The sequence below is a fragment of the Roseburia sp. MSJ-14 genome (assembly GCF_018918225.1).
Lineage (GTDB): Bacteria > Bacillota > Clostridia > Lachnospirales > Lachnospiraceae > Petralouisia.
The window spans coordinates 1-25,321 of sequence record NZ_JAHLQD010000043.1 but is presented as its reverse complement, the minus strand read 5'-3'; the positions used below and the strand labels follow the sequence as shown (position 1 = coordinate 25,321).

Annotated in this window: 37 protein-coding genes and 1 other RNA gene; 8 read left to right on the top strand and 30 right to left on the bottom strand. The window is 35.1% G+C overall.

Annotated features, from left to right (window positions below; translation table 11 throughout):
• Positions 1 to 56: 56 nt before the first annotated feature.
• The 5 genes from KQI83_RS16830 (at position 57) to KQI83_RS12925 (ending at position 2,708) form a co-directional block, all read left to right on the top strand.
• Complete coding sequence (locus KQI83_RS16830; protein WP_253295624.1) at positions 57 to 419, top strand: MATE family efflux transporter; 363 nt, start codon at positions 57 to 59, stop codon at positions 417 to 419.
• Complete coding sequence (locus KQI83_RS16825; RefSeq protein ID WP_253295623.1) at positions 407 to 994, top strand: MATE family efflux transporter; 588 nt, start codon at positions 407 to 409, stop codon at positions 992 to 994. Before KQI83_RS16830 ends, KQI83_RS16825 begins: the two co-directional genes overlap by 13 nt.
• 73 nt (positions 995 to 1,067) lie before the next feature.
• Positions 1,068 to 1,330: signal recognition particle sRNA large type (ffs, locus tag KQI83_RS12935), an RNA gene on the top strand.
• Between the two features lie 29 nt (positions 1,331 to 1,359).
• On the top strand, positions 1,360 to 1,803 hold the full coding sequence (locus KQI83_RS12930; RefSeq protein ID WP_216558825.1) for a hypothetical protein: 444 nt from the start codon (positions 1,360 to 1,362) through the stop codon (positions 1,801 to 1,803).
• Positions 1,800 to 2,708 carry a DMT family transporter gene (locus KQI83_RS12925; protein WP_216558822.1) on the top strand — a complete coding sequence of 303 codons (909 nt, stop codon included), beginning with the start codon at positions 1,800 to 1,802 and terminating at the stop codon, positions 2,706 to 2,708. Before KQI83_RS12930 ends, KQI83_RS12925 begins: the two co-directional genes overlap by 4 nt.
• Here the strand turns inward: KQI83_RS12925 and KQI83_RS12920 are convergent.
• The 25 genes from KQI83_RS12920 to KQI83_RS12800 form a co-directional block, all read right to left on the bottom strand.
• Positions 2,705 to 3,169 (bottom strand): hypothetical protein, encoded by a 465-nt coding sequence (locus tag KQI83_RS12920; protein WP_216558818.1) that lies wholly within the window; start codon positions 3,167 to 3,169, stop codon positions 2,705 to 2,707. The genes KQI83_RS12925 and KQI83_RS12920 overlap by 4 nt on opposite strands.
• A gap of 26 nt (positions 3,170 to 3,195) precedes the next feature.
• Positions 3,196 to 3,561, bottom strand: a complete 366-nt coding sequence (locus KQI83_RS12915) for a hypothetical protein (protein WP_216558815.1) — start codon at positions 3,559 to 3,561, stop codon at positions 3,196 to 3,198.
• The gene (locus tag KQI83_RS12910; RefSeq protein WP_216558812.1) at positions 3,539 to 4,039 is read right to left on the bottom strand and encodes a hypothetical protein; all 501 of its coding nucleotides are present in this window, start codon (positions 4,037 to 4,039) and stop codon (positions 3,539 to 3,541) included. The genes KQI83_RS12915 and KQI83_RS12910 overlap by 23 nt, the downstream gene beginning before the upstream one ends.
• 77 nt (positions 4,040 to 4,116) lie before the next feature.
• The gene (locus KQI83_RS12905) at positions 4,117 to 4,365 is read right to left on the bottom strand and encodes an Imm59 family immunity protein (protein ID WP_216558809.1); all 249 of its coding nucleotides are present in this window, start codon (positions 4,363 to 4,365) and stop codon (positions 4,117 to 4,119) included.
• Between the two features lie 129 nt (positions 4,366 to 4,494).
• On the bottom strand, positions 4,495 to 5,064 hold the full coding sequence (locus tag KQI83_RS12900) for a hypothetical protein (RefSeq protein ID WP_216558808.1): 570 nt from the start codon (positions 5,062 to 5,064) through the stop codon (positions 4,495 to 4,497).
• A 96-nt stretch (positions 5,065 to 5,160) separates the two neighbouring features.
• Positions 5,161 to 5,409 (bottom strand): Imm59 family immunity protein, encoded by a 249-nt coding sequence (locus KQI83_RS12895; RefSeq protein ID WP_216558805.1) that lies wholly within the window; start codon positions 5,407 to 5,409, stop codon positions 5,161 to 5,163.
• A 73-nt stretch (positions 5,410 to 5,482) separates the two neighbouring features.
• Entirely contained in the window at positions 5,483 to 5,866 is a 384-nt protein-coding gene (locus KQI83_RS12890) for a hypothetical protein (protein WP_216558802.1), read from the bottom strand.
• Positions 5,867 to 5,921: 55 nt separating this feature from the next.
• A complete protein-coding gene (locus tag KQI83_RS12885; protein WP_216558799.1) occupies positions 5,922 to 6,380 on the bottom strand; it encodes a hypothetical protein in 459 nt (152 codons plus the stop codon).
• Positions 6,381 to 6,574: 194 nt separating this feature from the next.
• The gene (locus KQI83_RS12880) at positions 6,575 to 7,177 is read right to left on the bottom strand and encodes a hypothetical protein (RefSeq protein ID WP_216558796.1); all 603 of its coding nucleotides are present in this window, start codon (positions 7,175 to 7,177) and stop codon (positions 6,575 to 6,577) included.
• Between the two features lie 14 nt (positions 7,178 to 7,191).
• The gene (locus KQI83_RS12875; protein ID WP_216558793.1) at positions 7,192 to 7,785 is read right to left on the bottom strand and encodes a hypothetical protein; all 594 of its coding nucleotides are present in this window, start codon (positions 7,783 to 7,785) and stop codon (positions 7,192 to 7,194) included.
• 22 nt (positions 7,786 to 7,807) lie between these two features.
• A complete protein-coding gene (locus tag KQI83_RS16820; protein ID WP_253295622.1) occupies positions 7,808 to 8,119 on the bottom strand; it encodes a hypothetical protein in 312 nt (103 codons plus the stop codon).
• A gap of 21 nt (positions 8,120 to 8,140) precedes the next feature.
• Entirely contained in the window at positions 8,141 to 8,716 is a 576-nt protein-coding gene (locus KQI83_RS12865) for a PoNe immunity protein domain-containing protein (RefSeq protein WP_256447817.1), read from the bottom strand.
• 134 nt (positions 8,717 to 8,850) lie between these two features.
• Complete coding sequence (locus tag KQI83_RS12860) at positions 8,851 to 9,327, bottom strand: hypothetical protein (protein WP_216558786.1); 477 nt, start codon at positions 9,325 to 9,327, stop codon at positions 8,851 to 8,853.
• An 11-nt stretch (positions 9,328 to 9,338) separates the two neighbouring features.
• Positions 9,339 to 9,497 (bottom strand): hypothetical protein, encoded by a 159-nt coding sequence (locus KQI83_RS12855; protein ID WP_216558782.1) that lies wholly within the window; start codon positions 9,495 to 9,497, stop codon positions 9,339 to 9,341.
• Entirely contained in the window at positions 9,484 to 9,711 is a 228-nt protein-coding gene (locus KQI83_RS12850; RefSeq protein ID WP_253295621.1) for a pre-toxin TG domain-containing protein, read from the bottom strand. The genes KQI83_RS12855 and KQI83_RS12850 overlap by 14 nt, the downstream gene beginning before the upstream one ends.
• A gap of 160 nt (positions 9,712 to 9,871) precedes the next feature.
• Positions 9,872 to 10,279, bottom strand: coding sequence for a hypothetical protein (locus tag KQI83_RS12845; RefSeq protein ID WP_216558779.1), 408 nt, complete (start codon positions 10,277 to 10,279; stop codon positions 9,872 to 9,874).
• A 1-nt stretch (position 10,280) separates the two neighbouring features.
• The gene (locus KQI83_RS16815) at positions 10,281 to 12,035 is read right to left on the bottom strand and encodes a pre-toxin TG domain-containing protein (protein WP_253295620.1); all 1,755 of its coding nucleotides are present in this window, start codon (positions 12,033 to 12,035) and stop codon (positions 10,281 to 10,283) included.
• Positions 12,036 to 12,272: 237 nt separating this feature from the next.
• Positions 12,273 to 12,653, bottom strand: a complete 381-nt coding sequence (locus KQI83_RS12835) for a hypothetical protein (protein WP_216558776.1) — start codon at positions 12,651 to 12,653, stop codon at positions 12,273 to 12,275.
• The gene (locus KQI83_RS12830) at positions 12,650 to 13,045 is read right to left on the bottom strand and encodes a hypothetical protein (RefSeq protein WP_216558773.1); all 396 of its coding nucleotides are present in this window, start codon (positions 13,043 to 13,045) and stop codon (positions 12,650 to 12,652) included. Before KQI83_RS12830 ends, KQI83_RS12835 begins: the two co-directional genes overlap by 4 nt.
• Before the next feature lie 63 nt (positions 13,046 to 13,108).
• Complete coding sequence (locus tag KQI83_RS12825; protein WP_216558770.1) at positions 13,109 to 13,492, bottom strand: hypothetical protein; 384 nt, start codon at positions 13,490 to 13,492, stop codon at positions 13,109 to 13,111.
• 3 nt (positions 13,493 to 13,495) lie between these two features.
• Positions 13,496 to 15,229 carry a pre-toxin TG domain-containing protein gene (locus KQI83_RS12820; protein ID WP_216558767.1) on the bottom strand — a complete coding sequence of 578 codons (1,734 nt, stop codon included), beginning with the start codon at positions 15,227 to 15,229 and terminating at the stop codon, positions 13,496 to 13,498.
• A 5-nt stretch (positions 15,230 to 15,234) separates the two neighbouring features.
• A complete protein-coding gene (locus tag KQI83_RS12815) occupies positions 15,235 to 15,588 on the bottom strand; it encodes a hypothetical protein (protein WP_216558764.1) in 354 nt (117 codons plus the stop codon).
• Positions 15,581 to 16,222 (bottom strand): DUF5081 family protein, encoded by a 642-nt coding sequence (locus KQI83_RS12810; protein ID WP_216558761.1) that lies wholly within the window; start codon positions 16,220 to 16,222, stop codon positions 15,581 to 15,583. Before KQI83_RS12810 ends, KQI83_RS12815 begins: the two co-directional genes overlap by 8 nt.
• Complete coding sequence (locus tag KQI83_RS12805; protein ID WP_216558757.1) at positions 16,222 to 16,542, bottom strand: type VII secretion protein EsxB; 321 nt, start codon at positions 16,540 to 16,542, stop codon at positions 16,222 to 16,224. Before KQI83_RS12805 ends, KQI83_RS12810 begins: the two co-directional genes overlap by 1 nt.
• Positions 16,543 to 16,577: 35 nt before the next feature.
• Complete coding sequence (locus KQI83_RS12800; RefSeq protein WP_253295619.1) at positions 16,578 to 17,045, bottom strand: hypothetical protein; 468 nt, start codon at positions 17,043 to 17,045, stop codon at positions 16,578 to 16,580.
• Between the two features lie 320 nt (positions 17,046 to 17,365).
• Here KQI83_RS12800 and KQI83_RS12795 point away from each other — a divergent pair, with 320 nt between their 5' ends.
• Positions 17,366 to 17,746, top strand: coding sequence for a Fur family transcriptional regulator (locus KQI83_RS12795; RefSeq protein ID WP_216558754.1), 381 nt, complete (start codon positions 17,366 to 17,368; stop codon positions 17,744 to 17,746).
• 107 nt (positions 17,747 to 17,853) lie between these two features.
• Positions 17,854 to 18,396: an NADH peroxidase gene (locus KQI83_RS12790; protein WP_216558750.1), complete on the top strand. Its 543-nt coding sequence runs from the start codon at positions 17,854 to 17,856 to the stop codon at positions 18,394 to 18,396.
• Between the two features lie 60 nt (positions 18,397 to 18,456).
• Here KQI83_RS12790 and KQI83_RS12785 read toward each other — a convergent pair whose 3' ends face one another.
• The 5 genes from KQI83_RS12785 to KQI83_RS12765 form a co-directional block, all read right to left on the bottom strand.
• Positions 18,457 to 20,100: a cellulase family glycosylhydrolase gene (locus KQI83_RS12785; protein WP_216558747.1), complete on the bottom strand. Its 1,644-nt coding sequence runs from the start codon at positions 20,098 to 20,100 to the stop codon at positions 18,457 to 18,459.
• A 54-nt stretch (positions 20,101 to 20,154) separates the two neighbouring features.
• Positions 20,155 to 20,691, bottom strand: coding sequence for a cysteine hydrolase family protein (locus tag KQI83_RS12780; protein WP_216558744.1), 537 nt, complete (start codon positions 20,689 to 20,691; stop codon positions 20,155 to 20,157).
• A 69-nt stretch (positions 20,692 to 20,760) separates the two neighbouring features.
• Complete coding sequence (locus KQI83_RS12775; RefSeq protein ID WP_216558741.1) at positions 20,761 to 21,228, bottom strand: DUF2798 domain-containing protein; 468 nt, start codon at positions 21,226 to 21,228, stop codon at positions 20,761 to 20,763.
• 132 nt (positions 21,229 to 21,360) lie between these two features.
• Positions 21,361 to 23,280, bottom strand: coding sequence for a hypothetical protein (locus KQI83_RS12770; RefSeq protein WP_216558738.1), 1,920 nt, complete (start codon positions 23,278 to 23,280; stop codon positions 21,361 to 21,363).
• Between the two features lie 172 nt (positions 23,281 to 23,452).
• A complete protein-coding gene (locus tag KQI83_RS12765; RefSeq protein WP_216558735.1) occupies positions 23,453 to 24,469 on the bottom strand; it encodes a hypothetical protein in 1,017 nt (338 codons plus the stop codon).
• Between the two features lie 195 nt (positions 24,470 to 24,664).
• Between KQI83_RS12765 and KQI83_RS12760 the strand changes: the two genes are divergently transcribed.
• Positions 24,665 to 25,162 carry a chemotaxis protein CheW gene (locus KQI83_RS12760; protein WP_216558732.1) on the top strand — a complete coding sequence of 166 codons (498 nt, stop codon included), beginning with the start codon at positions 24,665 to 24,667 and terminating at the stop codon, positions 25,160 to 25,162.
• Positions 25,163 to 25,321: the final 159 nt, after the last annotated feature.

Here is a 25,321-nt window from a genome sequence, read left to right as displayed (position 1 = left end):
CGTATGTTTGAAACAGAAAAATATCTAAAATTCTAATGCGTCTGGCTCCCCCTGTAATGCTTGCCCAATTAATTCAAGCACTATATAACATTGTCGACAGTTATTTTGTTGGTAAATTTTTCGTGGATGCCTTAACTGCTCTATCTGTTATTTTTCCAATTCAGTTTACCATTATCGCCCTCGGTGTTGGAACCTGCGTAGGATTCAACACCTACATGGCGTTTTTATTTGCTCATAATCGCAAAAAGGAAGCTGATGAAACCGCAGGTTCCAGTGCCTTTTTTGCCATTTTTATGTGGGCTATATTTGCGCTGCTTTCCATTTTCTTTTTAAAATACTATGTTTCCTTGTCTACAACATCTCCTATGGCAATCAAATTTATCGTCTTGGATATTCGCAGATTTTTATGCAGCTTTTGATGACTTTATACATCGTAGTACTAAATATTATTCTGGCTGGATTTTGCGATGAGGCTGTAACTGTTTTAGGACTATATTATAAATTACAAACGTTCTTTTTTATTCCGCTGTCTGCCTTGCAAACCTGTATTGTCCCTGTATTAAGCTATAATTATGCCCGTAAAAACAATGACCGTTGCGTGAAAATTGTCTCTACTTCTATTGGAAGCTCCGTAGCTTTTATGCTGATTGGTGTATTTTGTTTTGAATTTTTACCGGAATTATTAATTACTTTATTTTCTTCTGACAAAAATGTACTGGATATTGGTATCCATGCTTTTCGTATTATTGGACTAAGCTTTGTTCCTGCTGTATTTTCTTTGATTTATCCGGTATTTTTTCAGGCTATCGGTGCCGCAAAACCAAGTGTCTTGTTAGCTATTACCAGACAGATTTTCTGTCTGATTCCTATTTTTGCAGTCTTGTCATTGCTTGGTCTTAATTATGTATGGTTTGCTTTTCCTCTATCGGAAATTATTACCGGCGGAATTGGTTTTCTATTGTATGCAAAATGGAAACGAAATGCAGTCACTTAAAATACTACTATTTCAGTATAAAATGTGCCTCTAACAGTTGACTTTTACAGTAAAAAACGGTATACTTAAATCTCCGAGCAGCTGGGGTGGCAGCGGTGCCCTGTACCAACAATCCGCTATAGTTGGAGTGATGCTCTGCCCCGGATTTTTTGTCTGTGGGGCTGCCTTTTATAAGTGGTGATGACGTCTGGGTCTTACGCAATGGAAATCTGCGAACCGTGTCAGGTTGGGAACAAAGCAGCACTAAGCAGAACCTTTCATGTGCCGTGAGGTCGCCTGGGCCGAGCTAACTGTAGGAGTAACGCCTGTGGACCGGATTCAAAGCAGAGCGCTCGGTTTTAAAATTAATGAAATGAGGTGTTTTCTTGAAAAAATCCTTAAGTAAATTACGAAATACCCTTTATGTCTCTTGTAATATTTTAGAATTATTAATGGCATTTGTGGTACTTATCGCAATTATCATTGCCGGTTTTTCTCTTGGGGATGCCTTTTTAACGTTTTGGCATGATTGTTTTTCCAACGAAGCATTTTTAACTTTCGTGGGCTCTGTCTTCAATATTTTAATTGGAATTGAGTTTTTAAAGATGCTCTGCCAGCCCAGTGAGGATACTGTATTAGAAGTCCTTATGTTTTTGGTGGCTCGTCATATGATCATCGAACCATCTACCGTTTACGAAAATCTTGTTACAATTATTAGCATTGGACTTATTTTTGCCATAAAAAAATACTTCAATTTTCCTTCTAAAAAGGGAAGTGGAGATATGTTTAGCAATACTGAATCAGAGGAACAAAAAGAAGAATCATTATGAATAAATTTTCTAAACAAAAATTAGGTTTAACTATTGTACTTACTTGCGGTACACTTTGGGGATTAAGCGGTGTCTTAGGACAGCTCCTGTTTCGCCAATCAACAATTTCACCGGGATGTCTTTCCTCTTTCCGGATGTTTGTTTCCGGAATTTGTATTCTGGTTTTATGTTTAATACGAACCCCGCATGCACTAGGTACTGTATGGAAACACAAGGGCGATATTTTTTCGCTCTTTATTTTTGCCATCTTTGGTGTAATGGCTGTACAATACACTTATTTTGCTGCGATATCTGCTTCTAATGCAGCGACTGCTACTGTATTGCAGTATACTTATCCGGTTTTAATGCTATTTTATACCGCGTTTTCTACCCGAAAACTCCCGGCAGTAAATGAAATTATTGCCATTTTATTTGCCTGCTTTGGTATTTTTCTTATTTCTACCCATGGCGACTTACATTCCCTGAGCATTTCCAAGTCTGCTTTATTCTTAGGATTGCTTTCGGCTGTCAGTTTTGTTTTTTATACCGTTTATCCTCATAAACTATATGAAAAATACGGTATTACCCCAATTATGGGCTGGGCTTTTGTAATTGCCGGCATTGTACTTTGTCTCATTACCAGAAGTTATCATGTCTCTTTTACTTTTTCCTTCCGGTCTGTTGCCTTAGTTTTGGCAATTACCTTCTTCGGTACGCTTATTCCTTTCTTAAGCTATGGCACTGGTGTACAGATACTGGGAAATGTAAAAGCGAGTCTATTTGTAACAATAGAGCCGATTGTCAGCGGTATCTTAACGGTTCTTTTCACCAAGCAGACATTTTCACCTGTTGACATTGTGGGATTTATCTGCATTATCGGAGCAATTGAGCTGGTAGCCTTTAAAACATTGCGAAAGAAAAACTAGCCTTTAATTCTATCCGTATATGTTGCTCTCATACTGTTAAAGATTGCCCATATCAGGTATACACTTATTGCGGCTGCTATAAGCCCTCCTCCACTGAAATCAAGATTTTTGGGAAGAGTTTGCCATGTGAAAATAATTTGCCCCGCATAAGAAAATCCCATTAACACTCTATATGTACCTACCTTTGTTGCATCTTTCTCATATACTTTTTTAGCTACCAATGCAAAAACAAAGATAAGCAATGCTAATATGGAAGGAATTATAATTGCCACAACCCATATTACAACCAATCCCACAGCTCCCAATCCATAACCTAATCCCCAACTGTTAGAATTACTTTGAAATTGATACATGATATAACGCAAACCGCACACACAGATAATTCCCAATATTATTTTTATTAATAGCAAAACAGCCATCACCAATGCCAACTTGAAATTTTTGTTTATTTGTTCTTTCATAACTTTTCTCCTAATATTTTTAACGCTTAGATATCCGCATTTATTGCACGTTGCATAAAGACTCCACTAATAAAATCCGCCATAAACCAGATAGCAAAAAATCGTCTTGCATAAAACTCCGGATCAGTCTCGTGTCCACCTGAATTTACTCGAATAACCACATACCCAATAAATGCACAAATTCCGGCTATCGGAACTATAATTCCCAAGCCGGAATACAATTCATTCTGCCACAATTCACTGTAAAGTTCTGCTTTTATGGACATAAGTACAAACAGTATTACAGATATTATAATAGCAAACCAATTCCATCCTTCCAGCTTTTCACGCACTTTCTTGTTCATCACTTTATCTAGCATACCTTCGGTGTTATTTGTTGTCGTTTGTTCCATTATTTATGTCCTCTCTGTTGTTTTCTTTATTACTTGTTACCCGCTGGGTATATGTACCTCGTATTCCCTGAAATATTGCCCAAAATATATATGCACTGATTAATAATCCTACTACGCTGCCCCAGCCTCCACATAACAGGAGCATCCAGCTTACAAAAAACATAGAAATTTGTCCTATAAAAGAAAATCCCATTAAAATTCTATATGCCAAAATTCGTTTCGGTGTATCCTTATAAACAATCCTTGCTATTAAAGAAAATATAAAAATCAAACCAACTGATATCACCGGTATTATAAACATGAATATAATAACAACGCCCCAGACAACAAATCCCAATCCCGTTAAAATGTAAAAAAGAAATTCTTTTTCACCCGGGTTAAAAAAGTCCAATAGCTCTAATCCCATAAGACTTACCACTACAGACACCGCTATTAACGTTAAGGATAATACAAAATTTTTATTTACCTGCTTTTTCATAATCACTCTCCCCTTCCATTTTTACTTAATAATTTCATATATAATTATTATTTCCTTTTCATTTGCAACAATATTTATTAACTCAATTTTAATATATTTAAGACTCTTAATCTTTTGATGAAATTATCTAATGCCTCTTCCTCTGTTTCAAATGTTTTTTCCGAACCTGTTATTTTACTTGCTCTCTCGTCAGTTGCGTATACTGACCACTGCTCTGCAACATTCATAATTACCATTTCATTCTCTTTATTTTCTCTTTTTTCAAACAGATTTCCTCCTTTTAAATTCTCTTCTTCAATAATCTTCTTCACTTCTTCTACTGTCATTACATTTTTCCACCACTATTTCATTTTTGCTCATGCTTTTTCTAACAATATATTGCATGTATAAAGCATGACTTGACCTTCTAACATAACAAAACCCCAAATACATATTAGCAACAATCCGTGACATTACTAAAACATATATGTATTTACAATATCATTTTCATCAATACTTAATCGTTTTAATACTTCCTTATACTTATTACAAAACTCTATAATCTGTTGATAATTTTTACAATAGTTAAAAGCTACTACAACGGCTCTACTTAATGACGCATTTTCAACTATTTTCTTGTCATTAAAAATAACATTGGCTTTTTCATCTTCTTTTATCATACATATCTTGTTTATTTGAAAGGAATCTTCATTAAATATGTTTGTAAATTCATCAAAACATTGGTTTACAAATTTTATATCATTTTCATTAACTGCTTTACGCAAGCCTCTTGCTTTTTCCCTATCTATAATTTTATCATTTAGCTTCTTGTAACTTACTATTCCAAAGATGACTGCCTTTTCATAATTATTCGTTGTATACTTTACTTTTCTGCTACCGCGATGATTTTCATTAACAACATATACATCATTTTCATCGATTATGGAAATATAATTTTCTAAGTCTACTTCCCCTTTCATCTCTGCAATTATCTTATTTTCTATTCTTAAATTTTCTTTATTTAATATATGTTGTACATTACTCAATTGCAAGCTCTCCTCTATTTATGAAATCTGTAATATTTCATTTTTATCCATGCTTTCTCTGACAATACTTTTCAACTATATAATTAACTACATCCTTTATATCTCGCGTAGTACTTTATCTGCCCGCAATCTTTCTATAAAATCCTCTATTGCTTTCGTTTCGGTATTATACTTATCAACCGAGTTAGTAATTTTGCTGGCACGTTCATCCGTCACATATACTATCCATTTTTCATTTTCCTTCTTAAGCACTACTTCATTTTCTCTATTTTCTCGTTCTTCACATAAATTGTAACCTTGAAGACCTTCTTCTTGTATTATTTTTCTTGCGTCCTCTGTTTTCATTGTTCACCTTTCATTTATACTCATTCAATTTATTCATTCTACATTTTCTAATATCCATAAAACTATATCCTATCTATAATTCTATCTTCTCTTTTTCCTCTATAATCTCCACGTCTTGCTTTGGAAAATTTCCCTCATAATAATATTTGTCACATCTTTGTAACCCTAGGGCTTCTGCCACTTTACAATCTGCTGTTCCCACAAAATAATATTCTTCATTTTCTTTTTCTACGTTAACCCTACTATCCTTTATGACTCCATAAGCTCGACGCTCATATGCTTCTTGAATTTCATTTGGCGAAATTACTTTACTATACACTCCACTACTATATTCATCAACAAACGTTGCATCAATTATTGCGCGATTTGTTGTAATTATAATTAAGTTTCCATCATTATCCTCATTTAATTCGTACTCATTCCCATTATATATACAAAATTCACCATTTTTTATCATTATTATTTTTCCTTTTTTATTTGTGAAATCGCTCCTAATACATGATTCATTAGCATTAATAGAAATCTATCTTCTTTACTTCAAACACTTTCTGCTCTTCCGACAATTTTTCCCATGTCTTATGAGTTATTTCCGAAACCTCCATATTCACAAGACTTTCCGGTTCAATCATATTTCTTTCAAATTTATCTGAGCCACAAAATAGACATTTTTTCTGATCACACAAAAAATCAACTTTATGATTATTTATTTTATCGCATGTAATTCCAAATGAAGCTTGCACAAATTCCATTATCTCTTCATTGTTTTTTGCCTCTCCAATAACTTTCTTTACAATGTCAATATATTCATTATAAACTTTATCTTCTATGAAATTAACAAATGCCATTTGTGTACTATCTTTAAAGAAAACTAGCCTCTGCCCATATGCAAAATCTGATAAATAAAAAAATTCTTTTGTTTTTTTACACTCATTACATCTTACTACTTCTTTTCTAAGTCTTATTGTTTTCAAATTTCAACTCCTTAATCAACCTTTTATCATTATTACTCCCCTTTTTTATTTATGAAGTCGCTCCTAATACATAATTCATTAACATTAGTAAAAATCTATCTTCTTTACTATCCTCTTCTAATTCCTATTTCTGCATTTTTTAAGTTTTTTTCTGAACCTCCTATGTCACTTGTTCACATCAATTACGACACACTTTACTTAATAATATCATATATCTCTTTTTCACTTAATGTTTCTTTAAATATTGCTTCATACCCTCTAACTCGTTCTAATATCACTTTTAAATACACCGCTTCATTATAAAACCTTTCAAACACAAACGGAGCTTCTTCATTTTCTTCGATATACTCACATTCACCATTTGGTCCAAGCAAATAAATATTATATTTATTTGACCCTTTTTCCTCTAAATTAATTTTTAATTTTTTTGGATTCATAATTGAGTAATAACTTTCACCAATATGTAACTTCATTATTTCATTAACATCTGAAAGTTTTACCACACCTTCTATTTTCTCTGAACCACTGTAATCTATTCCTTCACTAAAAAACCCTTTTATTGCAATTGCAAAATTTATCTTCATTTCTTGTTCTGAATGATACTCAGCTATTTTTATATACTCATTTCTTTGCATACAATAAAACGAATAAAATAATTTTTTCTCTTCTTTCAGGACATAAGATGTCTCCACATCATATATAACCGTTATTTCACTTTCATTTGAAACAATATTTATTTTTTTTCCAACATATTTTTCCAACTTTTTAAAATATGCTTTTTCTAAATCGATACTCATTTTCCCTCTTTCATTTAGTAGCCTAACAACTGTATTTTCACATCATCTTCTAACTTATCTTCAAAAACTTCCTCATACTCTCTAACTTGTCTCATCGTTTCACCATAATAAGTTACTTCGTTATAAAATCTTTTGAACGCAAATGGATTTTCTGCCTCTTGTTCTAATATGTATTTCTTACCGTTTTTATCCAAAAAGAAAATACTATACTGACCATCTTCACTTTTCAATATATTAATTCTCTCTTCTTTTGGATCATTTATGGAATACGTCTTTTCATCTGCATATTGCTGCATCAATATTCTTAGTTCTTCTACACTGGTAACTTCTCTAAATTTTCCTGAAAATGGATATTTAATATTTTCACCAAAATTACTCTTTAACCATAATGCAAAATTTCTTTTCATATCCACTTCTGATGTATATATTTTTTCTTCTGTTTCCTTTCCTCTTTCACTAACATACAATATATACTTTTTTTCCTTTTTTCTTAAAAAATATTGAATTTCAGAATCTAAATAAATATGTACTTCATTGTCACTTTCTACCAACTGAATATCTTTACCTACATACTGCTTTAATTTGTCTAAATAATCACCATTAAGCATTTATATTTTTCTCCTACACTTTTTATATTCTATCCAAATACCTCATTCGTACCAATCCGTCTATAAAATCCTCTTTTTGACGTAACTCGCTTTTTATACTACTAACAAAGTCTACATTAACTTTAATGCTTTTTATAATTCCATAAGCTTGACACTCATATGCCTCTTTAATTTCATTTGGCGAAATTATTTTACTATACACTCCGCTATTATATTCATCAACAAACGTTGCATCTATTATTTCGCGATTTGTTGTAATTATAATTAAGTTTCCATCATTATCCTCATTTAATTCGTATTCATTCCCATTATATACACAAAATTCACCTGACATAATGCACCAACTTAACTCAATTTAATATGGATAGTATTTATTTTCACACAACAGTGTATCATCTATATCAAATATTTTGACCAATGCAGCTATTTCAAAGCACCAATATCCACAATATGTATTATTTTTTGCTTTATGTGAATTATACCAGTATGCATCACTATGTTTATCATACCATACTTCCAATTCTTCTTTTAGAACTTTTTCTTTATTCTCACTCTTTAGCAAAACATTAAAATAATCTATTTTCGAAGTTATTTTCTGTAAAGTTCTATTTTTTAAATAATCCATAAAAAAAGTAATCATACCATTATTAGAATCATATTTTAATACTATCTCTTCTAGATACTCAATAAATTCATTCTTTCTATTCTCTAGCAAAACTCCAATTGAAAGAATATCTATAATATCATACATACTATCATTTGGAGTACACACCTCCCTGTAATACTTTAGAAATTTCATATAATCAAAAAACATTTTTTGAAAAGACTTATCTTTTGAATATGTCAGCTTCATACAATTTAAATATAGATTTGCTAAATGTATTTTTCCCATTCTAATCCCTTTAATATTTGATGATTGTAACTCATTCAAAGCATTTCAAACTTATTAATTCTCTTTCTTTCCGAATCCATTTTATTCTGAAAATACTCATTTGTCTTTATATTATTTTCCATATTCTACCTCCATATTATTTAACAATAGAAATCTGTCTTCTTAGCTACCCTCTATTCAATAATATTGAAGTCATACTTCTTGCAATAGTAATTATTAAAATTTTCAACATTCTTCCATGGATTCTTTTTTGTCATTCCATTCTTATATGTAACACTTTCCTGCAATTGTTCCTTTTTTTCATTTAGTGCTGTTCTTATCTTCTCTGCAATTATTTTTCTGTCTAATGTAAAAGTCGCTTTATTTCTTTCTTCCTGAAAAATACAAGCATCAAAGTATAACACTGCTATATAAACATCACCGGCATCTCCTAATAATAATTTTTCAAGTCCTGTTGTAAAAATCTTTTCAATATTTTCAATCTTTTTAATCTGCTTATAAAAACACTCTACTAACACAGATGTGATATCTGTTGGAAAAATATCTGGTGAAAATTCTGACACTATAACTTCATATTCTTTTTCTCCACGTAATAACTGTAAAACCTCATTTTTTTCAATTGCAGTATTAATTAAAACATCATAGTTCATAATTTTCCTCCTTAATTAATATCAATTCTCGTAACATGTGTCCTATCCAGCGGTATTGTATCTGTAACTCCACCAGATGTATACCCTCCCGGTATCCATAAATCATTTGCAGTTGCTTCATTACCACTTGGGACACGAATATTTAAATCCGAAACATTATCCACCTCCATTGGCTCCTCCAAGCGTAACCAACTCCACTACTGCAAAAACCACTTTAAGTCCACGTTCCAAATCCGTCAGTTCTTCTCCGGTTATCAGGTCTTTCCCGATACAACCTTCTATAATTGGTTTAATGATTGTGATATCCAATACGGATGAAACAAAGTTTAAAAACGGGTTACTGCTGTCATGGGTAAATTCTCCCTGCTTATAAAACTGCTCCAAAAATTCTTGTTAGATAAATTCATTTTGTTCTCAAAACTTGTCAAAATTTTACTAGCTTCTATTAACATTATGAATTCTTAATTGCTTTGCAACAATTATATTAATAGACATGCAAGAGTTGTAGGTTTCTGAGAATCCGAAAGTATGACCCCAATAAATTCTATTTTGTAAATTTTTTATAATATTCATCATTTTTATATGATTGTTCAATCTGATAAAATAAATCCACATCTTCCTCATCTGACCATACATCAAATCCAATATAGGGTGACGTACGATACTTGATACAAATATTATATTCCTCAATACGAAACTCTCTCACTGTATCCATTTCTTTTAAACTAATATGTAAATTTTTTCTTAATTGATATACATTATCCTTAAAATACAATTTCGGACCTTCTTCTGACGCAAATATAACAAAAAAATTTTCTCTATCTTTAAAATAAAAACCGTCAAAATTTTCAAATTCGGAATAATCATCAAAAAACTTTTTTTCTCCTGTTTCTAAGTTTAACTTACAAAACTCATAAATCTCGATATTACTTATACCAATTATTTTATCCATATCACTGCCTCCTTAGCCATTCCTCAAATCCCAATAATAAATTATCGATATTAGAATTAGGGGTTGAAGATGATTTAATTATATCCATATTACTTTTTCTCTTTACTTTTATCAAATAATCGTATGTTGGGCCCAACTTATCTCCATATCTTCGCATATTAACTTCATAAATATAGTCTCTAAGCGGTTGTGGGGTGGCATTCTTATATTTTATCCCTAAGTTCCTTCTCGCTTGATTTAATGTCCGTGCCACCTGTTTCTCCGACATTCCACTTGCAAGTAATTCATCCCCATATGCTTTTAAGTTTTCAACTTCATTCTCATATGCTTGTCTTAAAGGGTTATTTTTAAATCCATTACCCTTTAGATTATATATAATGTTCCTTATTTCTGTTTCAGAGTATTTACCACTCTTCCCCACATCTTCTACACTGTCTTCTGTTGTTTTTCCTACTATTTCCACATCAGACTTACCCATCTCATTTCGAATCTTTAATATTCCATCATAATCTATCTTATTTGATTTAATAAGTTCTTCTATCTTCTGTACCGCCTTAAGTTCTGACTCTGTCATTCCCTCAGTACTTCCACTCTCCAGAAAATGCAGATATACCTCTGCCTCTTTTGCCGATACCACTTCTGTCAAATTCGAATAATTCTCTCCCTCAATTGTCTGTTCAACAATTTTCAAATCATCATCACTCAGCGTTTTCGACCCAATCTCTATCCCATCTGCATTTTTAAATAACAACTTATTTCCCGAAATACTTACCGTGATTCCTGCTGCAAGACTCAACATCATTGTTACAGGTACCGGCCAATCAAAGGCTTCTCCCAGCGCACCCACACCGCAGGCTGCTGTATTTCCCGCAAAGTCTATCAGGGCTGTTTTTCCAAATGCCTTAAGTCCTTCTTTTAATCCCATTTCCGAGAACTTTGTTGCCGCAATGGCTCCTCCAAGCGTAACCAAATCCACCATTGCAAAAACCACCTTAAGTCCACGTTCCATGTCTGTCAAGTCTTCTCCGGTTATCAGGTCTTCTCCGGTACAAGCCTCTATGATAGGTTTAATGATTGTGATATCCAACACGGATGAAACAAAGTTTAAAAATGGGTTACTGCTGTCATGGGTAAATTCTCCCTGCCTATAAAACTGCTCCAAAAATTCCTGTTGGGTAAGATTATTGTCTTCTCCCAAAGCTCCAGATGCTTTCATTGCCTCATACTGTGCTGCAAAGATACTTGCAAAATCCTCTACACTTCCATTGGTATATGCCATATGAAGCCCATTTCCGTCCGCCTTTCCGTCAGAAGTTCCGATAAAATCTGCAAAAGTCAGCTTTGCTTTTTCCTGTTCTACCATGGTTCCGGCATATCCCATTCCACCGGTTATGTAATTATTTTCTGTCAGTCCCAGCGTATTATCTACCTCAAAGTCTTCCAGATGGATTCGACTGATTGTTTCCGTAGCATTTTTCTTAAAATCTTTCCGCAAAGGCTGATCCAGCTTATCATCCACATAATAGTTCAAAGCATCAATATAACAGCGAAGAGTTACTCTTCCCTCTAACAGCCTGTCAATCTCCGTTTGTTTGGATGTATAACCAATTCCAAGTCCTACTTCACTCAAAATTGTATCACATTCCTGCAATGCCTCGTCCACATTCATCATTGTATCATACACATACATGCTGTTTAAATAGCTTACACCTTTTTCGCTCCAGTCCATATATGCTTTTTTCGTTTCTTTTTCCATACCTCTTATTCCTCTCCCATTTGTTCAATAATCCATGCCACAAGCTGCTGTTCATTATAGTACCTAGTGTTGTAGGCATTTTGAATTTATACTCCCGCTGCTTGATACAAAATTTTGACAAACAACAAATAACGAAAAATATCTGTCATACTTTTCGTTACTTGGCTTCTTCTAATTACCAGAAATAGTTTCAGCAAACCTACATTTCCTAATATCCATAAAACTATATCCTGTCTATCATTCTATCTTCTCTTTTTCTTCTATAATCTCCACATCTTGTTTTAGAAATTTCCCCTCATAATAATATTTATCGCATCTTTGTAACCCTAGGGCTTCTGCCACTTTACAATCTGCTGTTCCCACAAAATAATATTCTTGATTTTCTTTTTCTACATTAACTTTATAATTGTTTATTACTGCATATGTTGCATATCTGTACAACTCTTCTATTTCTTCTAATGAAACTTTTTTACTATAAACACCACTTCCGTATTTATCTATAAATGTTGAGTCCATTATTTTATCATTTTTAGTAAGGATAATTATATTTCCATCACTATCCCTATTTACCTTAAATTCATTTCCATGATATATACAAAATCTACCATTTTTTATCATATGTTTCCCTCACATGGTGTCCACTTCTGAACAATACAATCTACATCTTTTAATTCCACATACTTATAGAACTCATCTTTATCTCTCATTGTCATATTGTATTTTTGTCTCAAAAGCACATTGCGTGTATAAAGCATAATTTTACTTCCTTGAATAACAGAACCAATAAATGTATCACCGCCATAAATTACCTCTGTTTCTTTTTCAAAGACACCTTCTACTTCATCTAATGTAATAATTTTCATGAATTTTTCTTCTTTTTCAGATATTCTTCTAAAGCCTGATTCTAATGATTTTATGTCATCCGAGTATAATGCATAGCTCCCATCAGTCTTTTTTCGAAATTCATATTCCGTTCCTTGATATATTGCTATTTTTCCTAATGTTTTCATTTTATTACCTTCTATTCACCATTTTTCAAATTTTCCCGTGCAGTATGCATTATTTTGATTCAATCATATTTCTATTTTCTTTTTTTCTTGAACTACTTCTATTTTATCCTTGGCAATTTCTTTCTCATACAAATACTTATCTGTTCTATTCAATCCAAGTATATCAGCAATTTTTCTATCACCTGTACCTACAAAAAAAGTATCTTTCAACTCTTTCCTAATACTAACCTTATAACCATTAATCAAACCATAAGTTCTACACTCATATGCTTCTTGAATTTCATTTGGCGAAATTATTTTACTATATACTCCGCTATTATATTCATCAACAAACGTTGCATCTATTATTTCGCGATTTGTTGTAATTATTATTAAGTTTCCATCATTATCCTCATTTAATTCGTATTCATTCCCATTATATACACAAAATTCACCATTTTTTATCATTTTCTATTTTCCTTTCACTTCTACAAAATGTTTACCATCAAATATTGCAACAACAGTATCTTTTCCATTAACAACTTTATGTAATTCCGCACCTTTCTTAGGTTTTACATATTCACCACTTAAAGACCACTCGGGTATAATTTGCCCATTCCTTGCACCTGTAAATCCATTTAATGTACAAGGAGGACCATCTGTATTTGTTCCACCGAATATTTCCCCATATGGTGTCTTTATTTTTTCTGCATCTGTTGTCTTGAATTTAATATATGCATAAGTATCTCCACCTTCCGGATACGGTCTTACTCCATCACCTGTTACATAATCAAGTCGCGACGACTCCACAACATTATCATATCCTTTTATGTGTGATACATCATCATATCTTGCCACATAACCGCCAATTGTAGACCAGCCATCTTCTCCTATATACTTGTCTATATCCGAAGCCGGTATTGTCTTTTGAATATAAGTGTTAGCATCTATCTTTGGAACTGCCTCGCGTATTGCCTTCATCTGTGCGATTTGCTCCTTTGTTAAATCCTTTACATCCGTCAATCTTAACTTATTAAATTCTTCTAATGTTAATCCCTGTTGTTTTAACACTTCTCCCAAATTTTTATTTGCAAAGCTAGAATTTGTTGTTTCATCCAACACATCCCCGATTTTTTTAACCTCAGCATCACTCAGCGTCTTTGCCCCAATCTCTATTCCATCTGCATTTTTAAATAACAACTTATTTCCCGAAATACTTACTGTAATTCCTGTTGCAAGACTCAACATCATTGTTACAGGTACCGGCCAGTCAAAGGCTTCTCCCAGCGCACCCACGCCGCAGGCTGCTGTATTTCCCGCAAAGTCTATCAGGGCTGTTTTTCCAAATGCCTTAAGTCCTTCTTTTAATCCCATTTCCGAGAACTTTGTTGCTGCAATGGCTCCTCCAAGCGTAACCAAATCCACCATTGCAAAAACCACCTTAAGTCCACGTTCCATGTCTGTCAAGTCTTCTCCGGTTATCAGGTCTTCTCCGGTACAAGCCTCTATGATAGGTTTAATGATTGTGATATCCAACACGGATGAAACAAAGTTTAAAAATGGGTTGCTGCTGTCATGGGTAAATTCTCCCTGCCTATAAAACTGCTCCAAAAATTCCTGTTGGGTAAGATTATTGTCTTCTCCCAAAGCTCCAGATGCTTTCATTGCCTCATACTGTGCTGCAAAGATACTTGCAAAATCCTCTACACTTCCATTGGTATATGCCATATGAAGCCCATTTCCGTCCGCCTTTCCGTCAGAAGTTCCGATAAAATCTGCAAAAGTCAGCTTTGCTTTTTCCTGTTCTACCATGGTTCCGGCATATCCCATTCCACCGGTTATGTAATTATTTTCTGTCAGTCCCAGCGTATTATCTACCTCAAAGTCTTCCAGATGGATTCGACTGATTGTTTCCGTAGCATTTTTCTTAAAATCTTTCCGCAAAGGCTGATCCAGCTTATCATCCACATAATAGTTCAAAGCATCAATATAACAGCGAAGAGTTACTCTTCCCTCTAACAGCCTGTCAATCTCCGTTTGTTTGGATGTATAACCAATTCCAAGTCCTACTTCACTCAAAATTGTATCACATTCCTGCAATGCCTCGTCCACATTCATCATTGTATCATACACATACATGCTGTTTAAATAGCTTACACCTTTTTCGCTCCAGTCCATATATGCTTTTTTCGTTTCTTTTTCCATACCTCTTATTCCTCTCCCATTTGTTCAATAATCCATGCCACAAGTTGCTGTTCATTATAGTACATAGTGTTGTAGGCATTCTGAATATATGCTCCCGCTGCCTGATACAAAAAAGTCATTTTTTGCAGGTTACTGGCAAGAGATTTAAAGAAAGCCTGCATTTCCTCTCGCGCTTCCCCTTGATAGGTATCTTCCAACTCTATATTTTCCACACACTGTTCACTATAAATATACGCTTCTTGAATTTTTGCCTGAATTCTTCCAAGTTCACTTATATAATCTAAAACGCCTGCACCTATTTTTATTTCCTCGGATGCTCCGCCACCATCACTGCACATCATATTTGCACTACTAAGCATAATTTTCTACCTCCTCATTAATTGCCAACAGTCGCAGTAATTCTCTTCTTATCTGCACTGCATCTACTCCTTTTTTAAGTTGTCGGTTCAAGTCATACTCAAATATCCGGTCTTCTTTCCAAAAATAAACCCATTCCCTTATCAGGGTATTTTCCTGAAATTCTCCTACCATGATATTCTCTTTACATTCCTTTAATTCTCTTAAAAATGTATCAATATCTTCTACCTGCGGCTTTTCCTTTCCTGCAACTGTCCCGGTTCGCAGTATCGGATATTTTTCCAATAATAAATACAAAACAGCAACTCTTGGCAAACGCAACATCTCATATTCGTGATTTTTTAATGGAATAATCACGATTGCCTCTTTTTTCTCCAAAAGTGCAATATGTAAGTAATTGATAATAATATGATTCTGACTCTCTTTATAACATTCTAATGCTCTTGCCGGAAGCAACCCTTGCTTCGTTAATTCCGTTTCCGATGCCAGCACACCTTTTTTCATCAACCCTTGTATGGTTTTCTTAACTTCCTCTTCATGACTTTCTTGTGGGCGAAACTTTAACGGAATTCCAAACACATCATTTCCCTTTGTAATGCTGTTAAAAAATACCATTTCGTTTTCTGTAAATCTCATTACATTCCCTCCATATCCTTATACTCCTGAAATCCGGTATAAAAATCATCCACTCTTTTTCCATGGGACTTTAATGCATCAATTGCCTGTTGCACCGGATTATCTCCATTGTCTTTTGAAAAACTCTTATGATACTGCTGCATCAGCCCCATATACGCCATAAACGTAGTCTCTTCCTTTCCTTTCCACAACTTATCACTCTCAATGCGCGACATGAGCTGTGTCAATGCATCATAGGAATCATCTACTCTTTCTTTTATCGCTTTCAGGTTGGTCAACAAATCATCCATATTGCTACCTGACATTTTAAAATCCTGCATATGCTCTCCTTCTTTCTCTTACTATTCTTATCAACTTATGACTTTTCTTTTTTTCGTTTTGCTTCTTCCTCTGCGGCTTCTTTTCTCAACCGTTCTTCCTCTTCATAATACTGCTGCTGATAAATTTTCATTTCATCATCTTCACGCTTTGCTTCATCGCACCAATAACTGTATTCTCCACGCGCAAACTCAAGTTTAGACTGTACTTCTGCAATTACTCCATTAAAATCTGTTCCTAATTGTTCTACTGCCTTGCGATTTTCACTTTCCTTTGTTACAAAAGTCGTGCTGAGCTTTCCTTTTGCTGAATCCGGATTTACCTCCATGGTATTGTAATCAGTAGCCAGTTGTTCCATAACATCTCCCAGATTTTCTGTTTTTCCCAACTGTTTTTCCAGGCCACTTATCACCTTTTTATACTTATCCCTTTGAGATTCTGCGTAGGTTTTCTTTCCGAAAATGTCCTCTATCATGTACTTTAGTCTTTCTAATAGACTTGCCATACCATTCCTCCTTAACTACCTATTAAATTTTATACTTTTTTAATAATAGAATCCCTTGAACGGTTCTACTCTTCTTATAATGATATTTTATTTTGAGTTTGTTTGGATTACATCACTGAATTAGTGACCTATTGAATCATAAGTCCTGAATAACTACCCCAGTCATTCTTTATCTAACTCTTCCCTCAAAATCCTTATCACGTTCTATTTTAATTATTTTTCCATAAAATGTCAATTTATTTTGTTGACATTTTTTCTTTTCTATCTTATACTTTTTATATCAGTAATGATTATTGTTATTATCATGGGAGGTGAGCACTTTGATAAAATACAGCCGCCAAAGAGAATGTATTAAACAGTTTTTAGCCAGTCGCCATGACCACCCTACTCCGGAAACAGTCTATCTTAATGTAAAACAGGAATTCCCGAATATTAGCTTGGGAACCGTATATCGTAACCTTTCTCTTTTAACCGAATTAGGAGAAATTCAAAAGATATCTACCGGTATCGGCCCGGATCGTTTTGATGGCAACCCCGCCCCTCATTACCACTTTTTCTGTAGAAAATGTGGATGTGTTATGGACTTAGATATGGAAGGCATTGACCACATCAATATCCTTGCCGGAAGCCAATTTGATGGCGAGATTGAAGGAAACATTACCTATTTCTACGGAAAATGTGCCAATTGCTTAAAAAAGTAAATTTTGTTATTGACAAATATTCATCAATATGTTAATCTTTAGTTGTAAATCAGTAATAGTTATTATTTTTAATTTTAAATATCAAATCAAGAAAGGAATTGAAAATTATGAAAAAATTTGTATGTAGTGTATGCGGTTATGTTTATGAAGGTGAAACAGCTCCAGAGAAATGTCCACAGTGTAATGCTCCTGCTTCTAAGTTTACAGAACAGTCCGGAGATAAGACTTGGGCAGCAGAGCATATCGTAGGTGTAGCACAGGGTGTTCCGGAAGACATTTTGGAAGATTTAAGAGCTAACTTTAACGGTGAATGTTCAGAAGTTGGTATGTATCTTGCAATGGCCAGAGTTGCTCATAGAGAAGGCTATCCAGAAATCGGTTTATACTGGGAAAAAGCTGCTTATGAAGAAGCTGAGCATGCTGCTAAATTTGCAGAATTACTAGGTGAAGTTGTTACTGACAGCACTAAAAAGAATCTAGAGATGCGTGTAGAAGCAGAAAATGGCGCAACTGCCGGAAAAGCTGATCTTGCAAAACGTGCTAAGGCTGCAAACCTTGATGCAATCCATGATACTGTTCATGAGATGGCTAGAGATGAGGCTAGACACGGAAAAGCATTTGAAGGATTATTAAAGAGATACTTCGGCTAAGAACAATATAAGATAAGTAATTATTTCAAAAAGGTATGTTAGAAAATTCTAACATACCTTTTATTTTACTACTACATTTGTAATGGTTACCTTCTGTCCTGCCGCTTTTGTGGCATTAAATCCGAATGTAACCTGTTCTCCACTACCAACCTCTTTATTATAATCTTCTGCTTCTATTACATAATGATTTCCTGAATGACTGACCATCTTGGCACACCAAATGTTAGAAATCTCCCCTTCAAAATCAAATTCTACTGTCCAACCGGATATTCCATTACTACTGTCATTCTTTACTACGCCATCTGCTGTAACACCATCATCCCACTCACTTCCAATAACAATTGTGGCGAAGCATCCATTTGTTGATAACTCTTTGGAAGTCGTCTGCGCTTTATCGGATTTCTCTGACTTATTGGATTTCTCTGATTTATCCGTTGTCCCTGATTTATCCGTTGTCTCTGATTTATCGGATTCTACCGGTACTCCCACACTCATAGTCCCTTCTTCCACTTCTGCAAATCCACGGCTGGTATTCATCAACCATACCCCGGCTTCTGTTAAATCTGAAGTTTTCCATCCACTTGTTTTAGAACAAGACGAACTTATGCAGGAAGCAGATTCCGCTTTATTGCACAAGCTCCAGCATGCATAACTTATATTATTTTCTTTTAAAAGCTTCATCCAATCGTCTGCATTAGCAAAGTCATATCCGCCATTTCCTGAAGCATCACAGCAGCCAAATTCACTGGCAAATACAGGTGTTCCATTAGAAATTGCACTTCTAACATTATTTTTTATATTATCATAATGCGTAGCTGCATAAAAATGTATGCTGTACATGATATTTTCAAATCCATCATCCTTGAGTGGTTTTTTCGACACTTCATCTACCCGCTGCGACCAGTCATTCGTTCCGCAGATAATAATGCTATTATTTCCACAATTTCGGATTACTTGTGAAACTTCTTTACAATAGGTATAAATATCATTTCCACTTCCATCATACCAGAGCGTTCCCGTTGGCTCATTACAAATTTCAAATATTACATTGCTATAATCCTTATACCGCTCTGCATATTTTTGAAAAAAATTCTTAGCTGCCTCCAAGTCTTCGTTGGGATTATAAGCAAGCACATGCCAATCAATGATTACATACATACCAAGCTCTTTTGCTGCTTCTACTCCCTCAGCAATCTTATTATCTAACAATTCCTGATTGCCTTGTAAATATCCACCCTCTCTGGGGTAAATTGCCAATCGAACGGTATTTAGCCCCCATTCGTCACGCAAACTTTGAAATCCATCTTTATTTACATACTCCGGAAACCAATGCACTCCATGGGTACTTGCTGCCCGAAGCTGTACGGCGTTCCCTTGTTGGTCTACAATGGTTGGTGCTTCGTAGCTGTCAATTTTCTTTACAGATAAAGCTCCATGCTTTCCCATCGGAGTATCACTATTCTCGGGGTTTTCAGTGAAATCGCTTATACTCTCGGTTACATCCTTGTCTGACTGTGTATCTGTTTCTGAACTCTTCTTGGTATCAACACTATTACTGAGTGTACAATCGGTTGCTGCGGTTTCATCACCAGACTTCTTCGAAAGATTGTTCTGCCAAAAATAAACACTCCCAGCAACCACAAGAAGAACCACAACGATACATGCTATTACTATTTTCCATTTGGAATTTTTTCTTTTTGTCATACCCTTTCTCACCCTTTCCTTTTAGAACGTTATGACTTTAGGCAATTTCTTACTCTAATTTGTATGCATCAACTCTATTGTCTCGTCCACAGAAATACACTGTGCAAATCTACCCGGCCACATCATTTCGTTATAATACTTATAAGTAGTTTCGCCATTCATATATTCATTATCGAAAGTTGAGTTTGCTCCTAATGGAACAATCACCTTATACCCTCTTTCAAAGGCAGATTTAATGGATGCATCAATGCAAAAATTTGTCTGCAATCCCACTATAATCAGTGTATTTTCCTCTTTGCTTTCTAAATAATCTCTCAAATCAGCATTTCCAAAACAACTGTTTATGGTTTTATAATATATCTTTTCCGATTCTTTCGGTTGAACCTCGTCGTAAACTTCAAAATCTTCATCCCCGAATGTGAATCCACTATCCGGTCCATCGTCATGCTGAATATATATTACTTCCACATCATTTTCTCGTGCTGCATCAATTAATTTTTTTACATTACTTACAAAAGTTGAAAAATTATACAACCTTTCGTCTGTAATTCCTTTTTGAACGTCAATTACCAATAATGTGAACTTCTTCATTTTTTGCTCCTGCCATTTGAATCATGATGTTGCGCAACATATTTATTATACCTTACTTCCCGCTATTTTTCATCCTATTGTTGACCTTCTAAATGTTTTTCTAAAAATCATTCTTGCCAGTGGTCCTACCAAAAGCAGTTGTAACGGCAGTGCCATAACAAAGTTTCTGCAATAGGTGAGCAAATAATGTGGCAAAAAATTAGTGGTAAATCCATATCCATGATAGACACCAATTATACTTGCAAATCCAACCTGTGCTACAACGGTAAATACTTGAATAGCAAAAATAATTGCAATTGGTCTGTCTCCCGGTTCCACTATGCGAAACGCAAAGTATTTTGCAATCTTTCCTGACACAAAATAGGCAAGCAAAAAAATAATTAGGTATTCCACCCACATTCCTTTTAACGCTATCAGAAATGTCCCATTGTGAAAACTTCCGCTTGCAAGTACCGTGTTATATAACGTCATAACATATACCATCATCCACGCAGTAATTGCAGTAAAAAATATAGATTCTCCTTTTGTTCTTGGCATTGTTTTTTCCTCCATTCATTTCCTATTGCACAAAAAAAGGACAATAAGCATCCCCATCCGTCTGACATTAGATAGGTGACATTTATTGTCCTGTAATTTTGTACTATTCTATTTTCCAACTTGATTATTGTATCAAATTATTTTTCTTATCGTCAAGTAAAACTTTTCTTTTTTACATTTCTTATAATACCAATGGCTACCATTTACATATAAATGGTAGCCATTGGTATTAATGCAAGAAGTGTCTCCGTCAAAGCTGGTAATATAACTGTCTCCAGTCAATGTCCAAGTGGAATCCTTATCCAAGGTTACATCTACTGTTCCTTCTGCTCCATCCGGATTAATTGCTCCGGTATAATTTGTACCACTTTTCATGGTAAGATTTAAGCTGGAAATACTATCTACCAGAATGTTTCCACTCATCGTCTGTGATTCGGCAGTCATAACTACGTCACCACCATTGGCTCCTTCTGTTCCCCATCCTCTGGAGGAGGAATTGCCTTCGATTCTAAGCAAAGTATCATTTGCCAAAGTAAGTGCTACATCTTTTAAGTCAATGGTACAATCCGTATTGGTAATATAAAACATATCACCTGTTTTTGCTGTAATGCTTCCTCCATCTGCTGAAAAAGATGCTTCTCCCACTGCTGCATCTCCTGACATGCTCTGATAAATCATAATGCAGTGAATGTTTTCATCGGAATCTCCGTTATAAGTATTGTCCATATCTCCGGTAACATCACAATTTTTTAATGCAACGGTGTTCTTTCCTTCTACCACAACACCTTCACTGGCATTGGCGGTTAATGTTGCATCTGATACATTGATATCCGCAGTACAATAAATTGCAGGGCTACCGTTTCCATTGGTTACATAACTACCGCCTTCTACATTTACAGTTCCGCCTCCACGGTCACTTCGAATTGCTGCTGCTGAATTTCCCTGTGTTTCTACATCCAAATTGGTGGCATTGGTTGTTCCACCACCGGTAGTCTGGATTCCTCCGGAATTGTTCTCTGTGGTACGAATGGTAGAATCCGAAATATTTACCACCGTACCTTCGCCATAACTAAATACTGCATTTCCATTTTGGGCACTGGTATTAATATTGGCATTACTAATGGTAACTTGTGCTCCATTTAATGCAAGAAGTCCTGCATTTTGACCATAAAAATCTCCGTTTTCTGTATTGGAGGATTCTCCTCCTGTTTTATCTACTGTAATACCGTCCAAAGTTACAGTGGCTCCATCTACACGCAGTGCATTTTCATCATCACCATTGGATGTATAACTTTCTTCGCTAATCTCGCTGTCCTCATCTATGGTGTTTGCGGCAGTTCCATTCGTTACTTCATCACTTCCACCGAATCCGCCTCCTGCATTCAGATTCTTTACAACCACTGTTTCTGCCTGATTGTCTGCATCTAATGTTACTTCCAAAACACTTCCTACTGCGATGTCATCTGCTGTTCCATCATCACTTCCCTGCAAATACTCTACGGTAATTGCTGTGTCATCGGTCAATGTAAATGTAATACTTTCATCACCCGCGGTAAAAGTGCTGCCACCTATTCCCTGTGGTGCTTCTCCATCCGGCTTCTCTGGTGCTTCTCCGCTCGGTGCTTCTCCATTCGTGCTGTCTCCACCGGTTGCGTTATCGCCATCCGGCTTCTCTGGTGCTTCTCCGCTCGGTGCTTCTCCATTCGTGCTGTCTCCACCGGTTGCATTGTCTCCATCCGGCTTCTCTGGTGCTTCTCCGCTCGGTGCCTCTCCATTCGTGCTGTCTCCGCTGGTTGCGTTATCTCCATCCGGCTTCTCTGGTGCCTCTCCGCTCGGTGCCTCTCCACTTGGTGCCTCCTGCTGAGTTATTTCTCCTACACTTGCAGTAATGGTATCTCCATCTACTGCTGTAACTTTTACTGTTACGGTACTTTCTTCCTTTTCGCCTTGTTCTGTGGTAGTATTTTCTTCTTTTGTGGTGCCACATCCGGTTACTGATGCAGTTGCCATTGCAATTACACAGCCCAATGCTACTATTTTTTTCCACTTCATATGTCATTCCTCCATTTTCTAATCATTTATTTTTATCCAAAACATTTTTATGCAATAAGACGCAATTTCCTATTGCGAAAAAATAACACCCGTATCTCTTAGGGTTACCTAAAATATACGAGTGTTATGTGATGGGTATATGATGAAACTGTTAACGACATATGAAATTATACTAACCTACAGACGGTTCATCTTCCTCTGCATCTGCTGCTGATTCCGCAATATACAATGTAACATCTTCATTTACCGTTACCGATGTGTCATAACGGTCGCTATTTACCATTTCTGTTCCTGCTTCGTCTCTTGTAACGATTTCATCTTGTCCTACGCCAAAATAGAGCTCTGTTCCAGCCGGAACTTTTATTTGTGTCTGTGTACCGTTAGCTTTTTCTACGATTGTGACCGTATACTGACCATTTTCAAATTCTTCTATTGGCTTAATGGAAACATCTACTCCGGTCTTTAATTCATTTACCGAATCTTCATATCTTGCTGCCTTTTCCGGATAAGTAACGGATACACTTTTTTCTACTATTTTATCTTTATTGGCATAATAAGTAATGACATTACCTGTACCATCACCAAAGTCATAGGCTTCATATATTTCATATCCGTCTTTTGTCTCTTTATAACCAGACTGCATTGCATACTCTACGCCTGTATAAATACCGCCAAACACATCATCTCCATAGATATCAAAATAAGCATCTGATGTATAATTGACCATATAGGAAACTCCGGATTGACCTTCTACATCCTCAGTACCGTCTTCTCCTGCAATATCCATATTATATTTACTATATGATACCTTGTTTCCTTCCTGATAGGAACTGTATCCATCGGAAACGTTCTGACTTACAATTCCATTCTCACCCTTGATATACTGCTGTACATTTTTCCCACCATTAGACTTTTTCCCATTATCGTCCATATAAACAAAACTACTGTCAATTTCAATGCTTCCGTACTTTTCACATAAATTCTCTATGGTATTTGCTTCTACAAACTCTGCCTGCAAATCCTCATCCATTTCCTCACATTCCGGAATCTGAATTGTGGTTTTTTCTCCCTGTTCTGTACTGCTCTTATTTCCGCTTTCTTTATCAGATGTATCCTTACCGCATCCTGTTACAGCAGCCCCCACTAACGCCGCTGTCATTAATAGCAATAATACTTTTTTCTTACCCATGCTATATCCTCCTTTAATTTTGTAATTTATTATAGCATGTTTTTCTTCTTTTTCTCAATCCCCTCTGCTACTAATTAAGGTTATCATAAGAATTTCCTTGTGTTTTGTTAATGTTTTCTTGTAAATTTTTTCCTTTCTGTGTACAATTATAGTAACGGTACTATAAAGATTTCATATTACCAAAAGGAGATTATTATGGACGATAACAGATTAAAAAGCAACAATGTATACAAATATCTTACTTTCTGGGCTAATGGCAACATCTATGCGGTGTCAAGCACAGATGTATTACAGCTCATTGAAATACCTTTTATTACTCCTATTCCAGAAATGCCTGATTACATTAGAGGTATTTTACACTTACGAGGCGAAAATATTCCTGTAATCGACTTAGGACTTCGTCTTCAGGAAAAGTCGGTAGAAAAAAGTGATTCTGCCAAAATTGTAGTTGTTTCTACCAAGGATGGGGATCTGGGATTGATTGTAGAATCTATTGGAGAAATCTTTGACTTAGCTTCGGCAGATATTTCTACCATTCCTAAAATTGCCGATTCTACCGGAAAACATATTATTTCCAGTGTTGCATTGCATAACGGACGTTTGATTCCTATTTTAGATATCGTAACCATTTTATCCGACGAATCCTTGAAAAACATTGATTTGCAACAAACAAATACCTCAAATGATAACTAGACTTTTCCTTACTTAAAAAACGCTCTTTTTTACCTATTACTAAGTTAGCAACCACCAGTTCAACTGGTGGTTTAATATTAGCCCTAAAAAGGGCTGATTGCATACACGCCTGAAAGGCGGGTATCACAAGCTTTGTTACTGGTCCTCTATAAAGAGGTA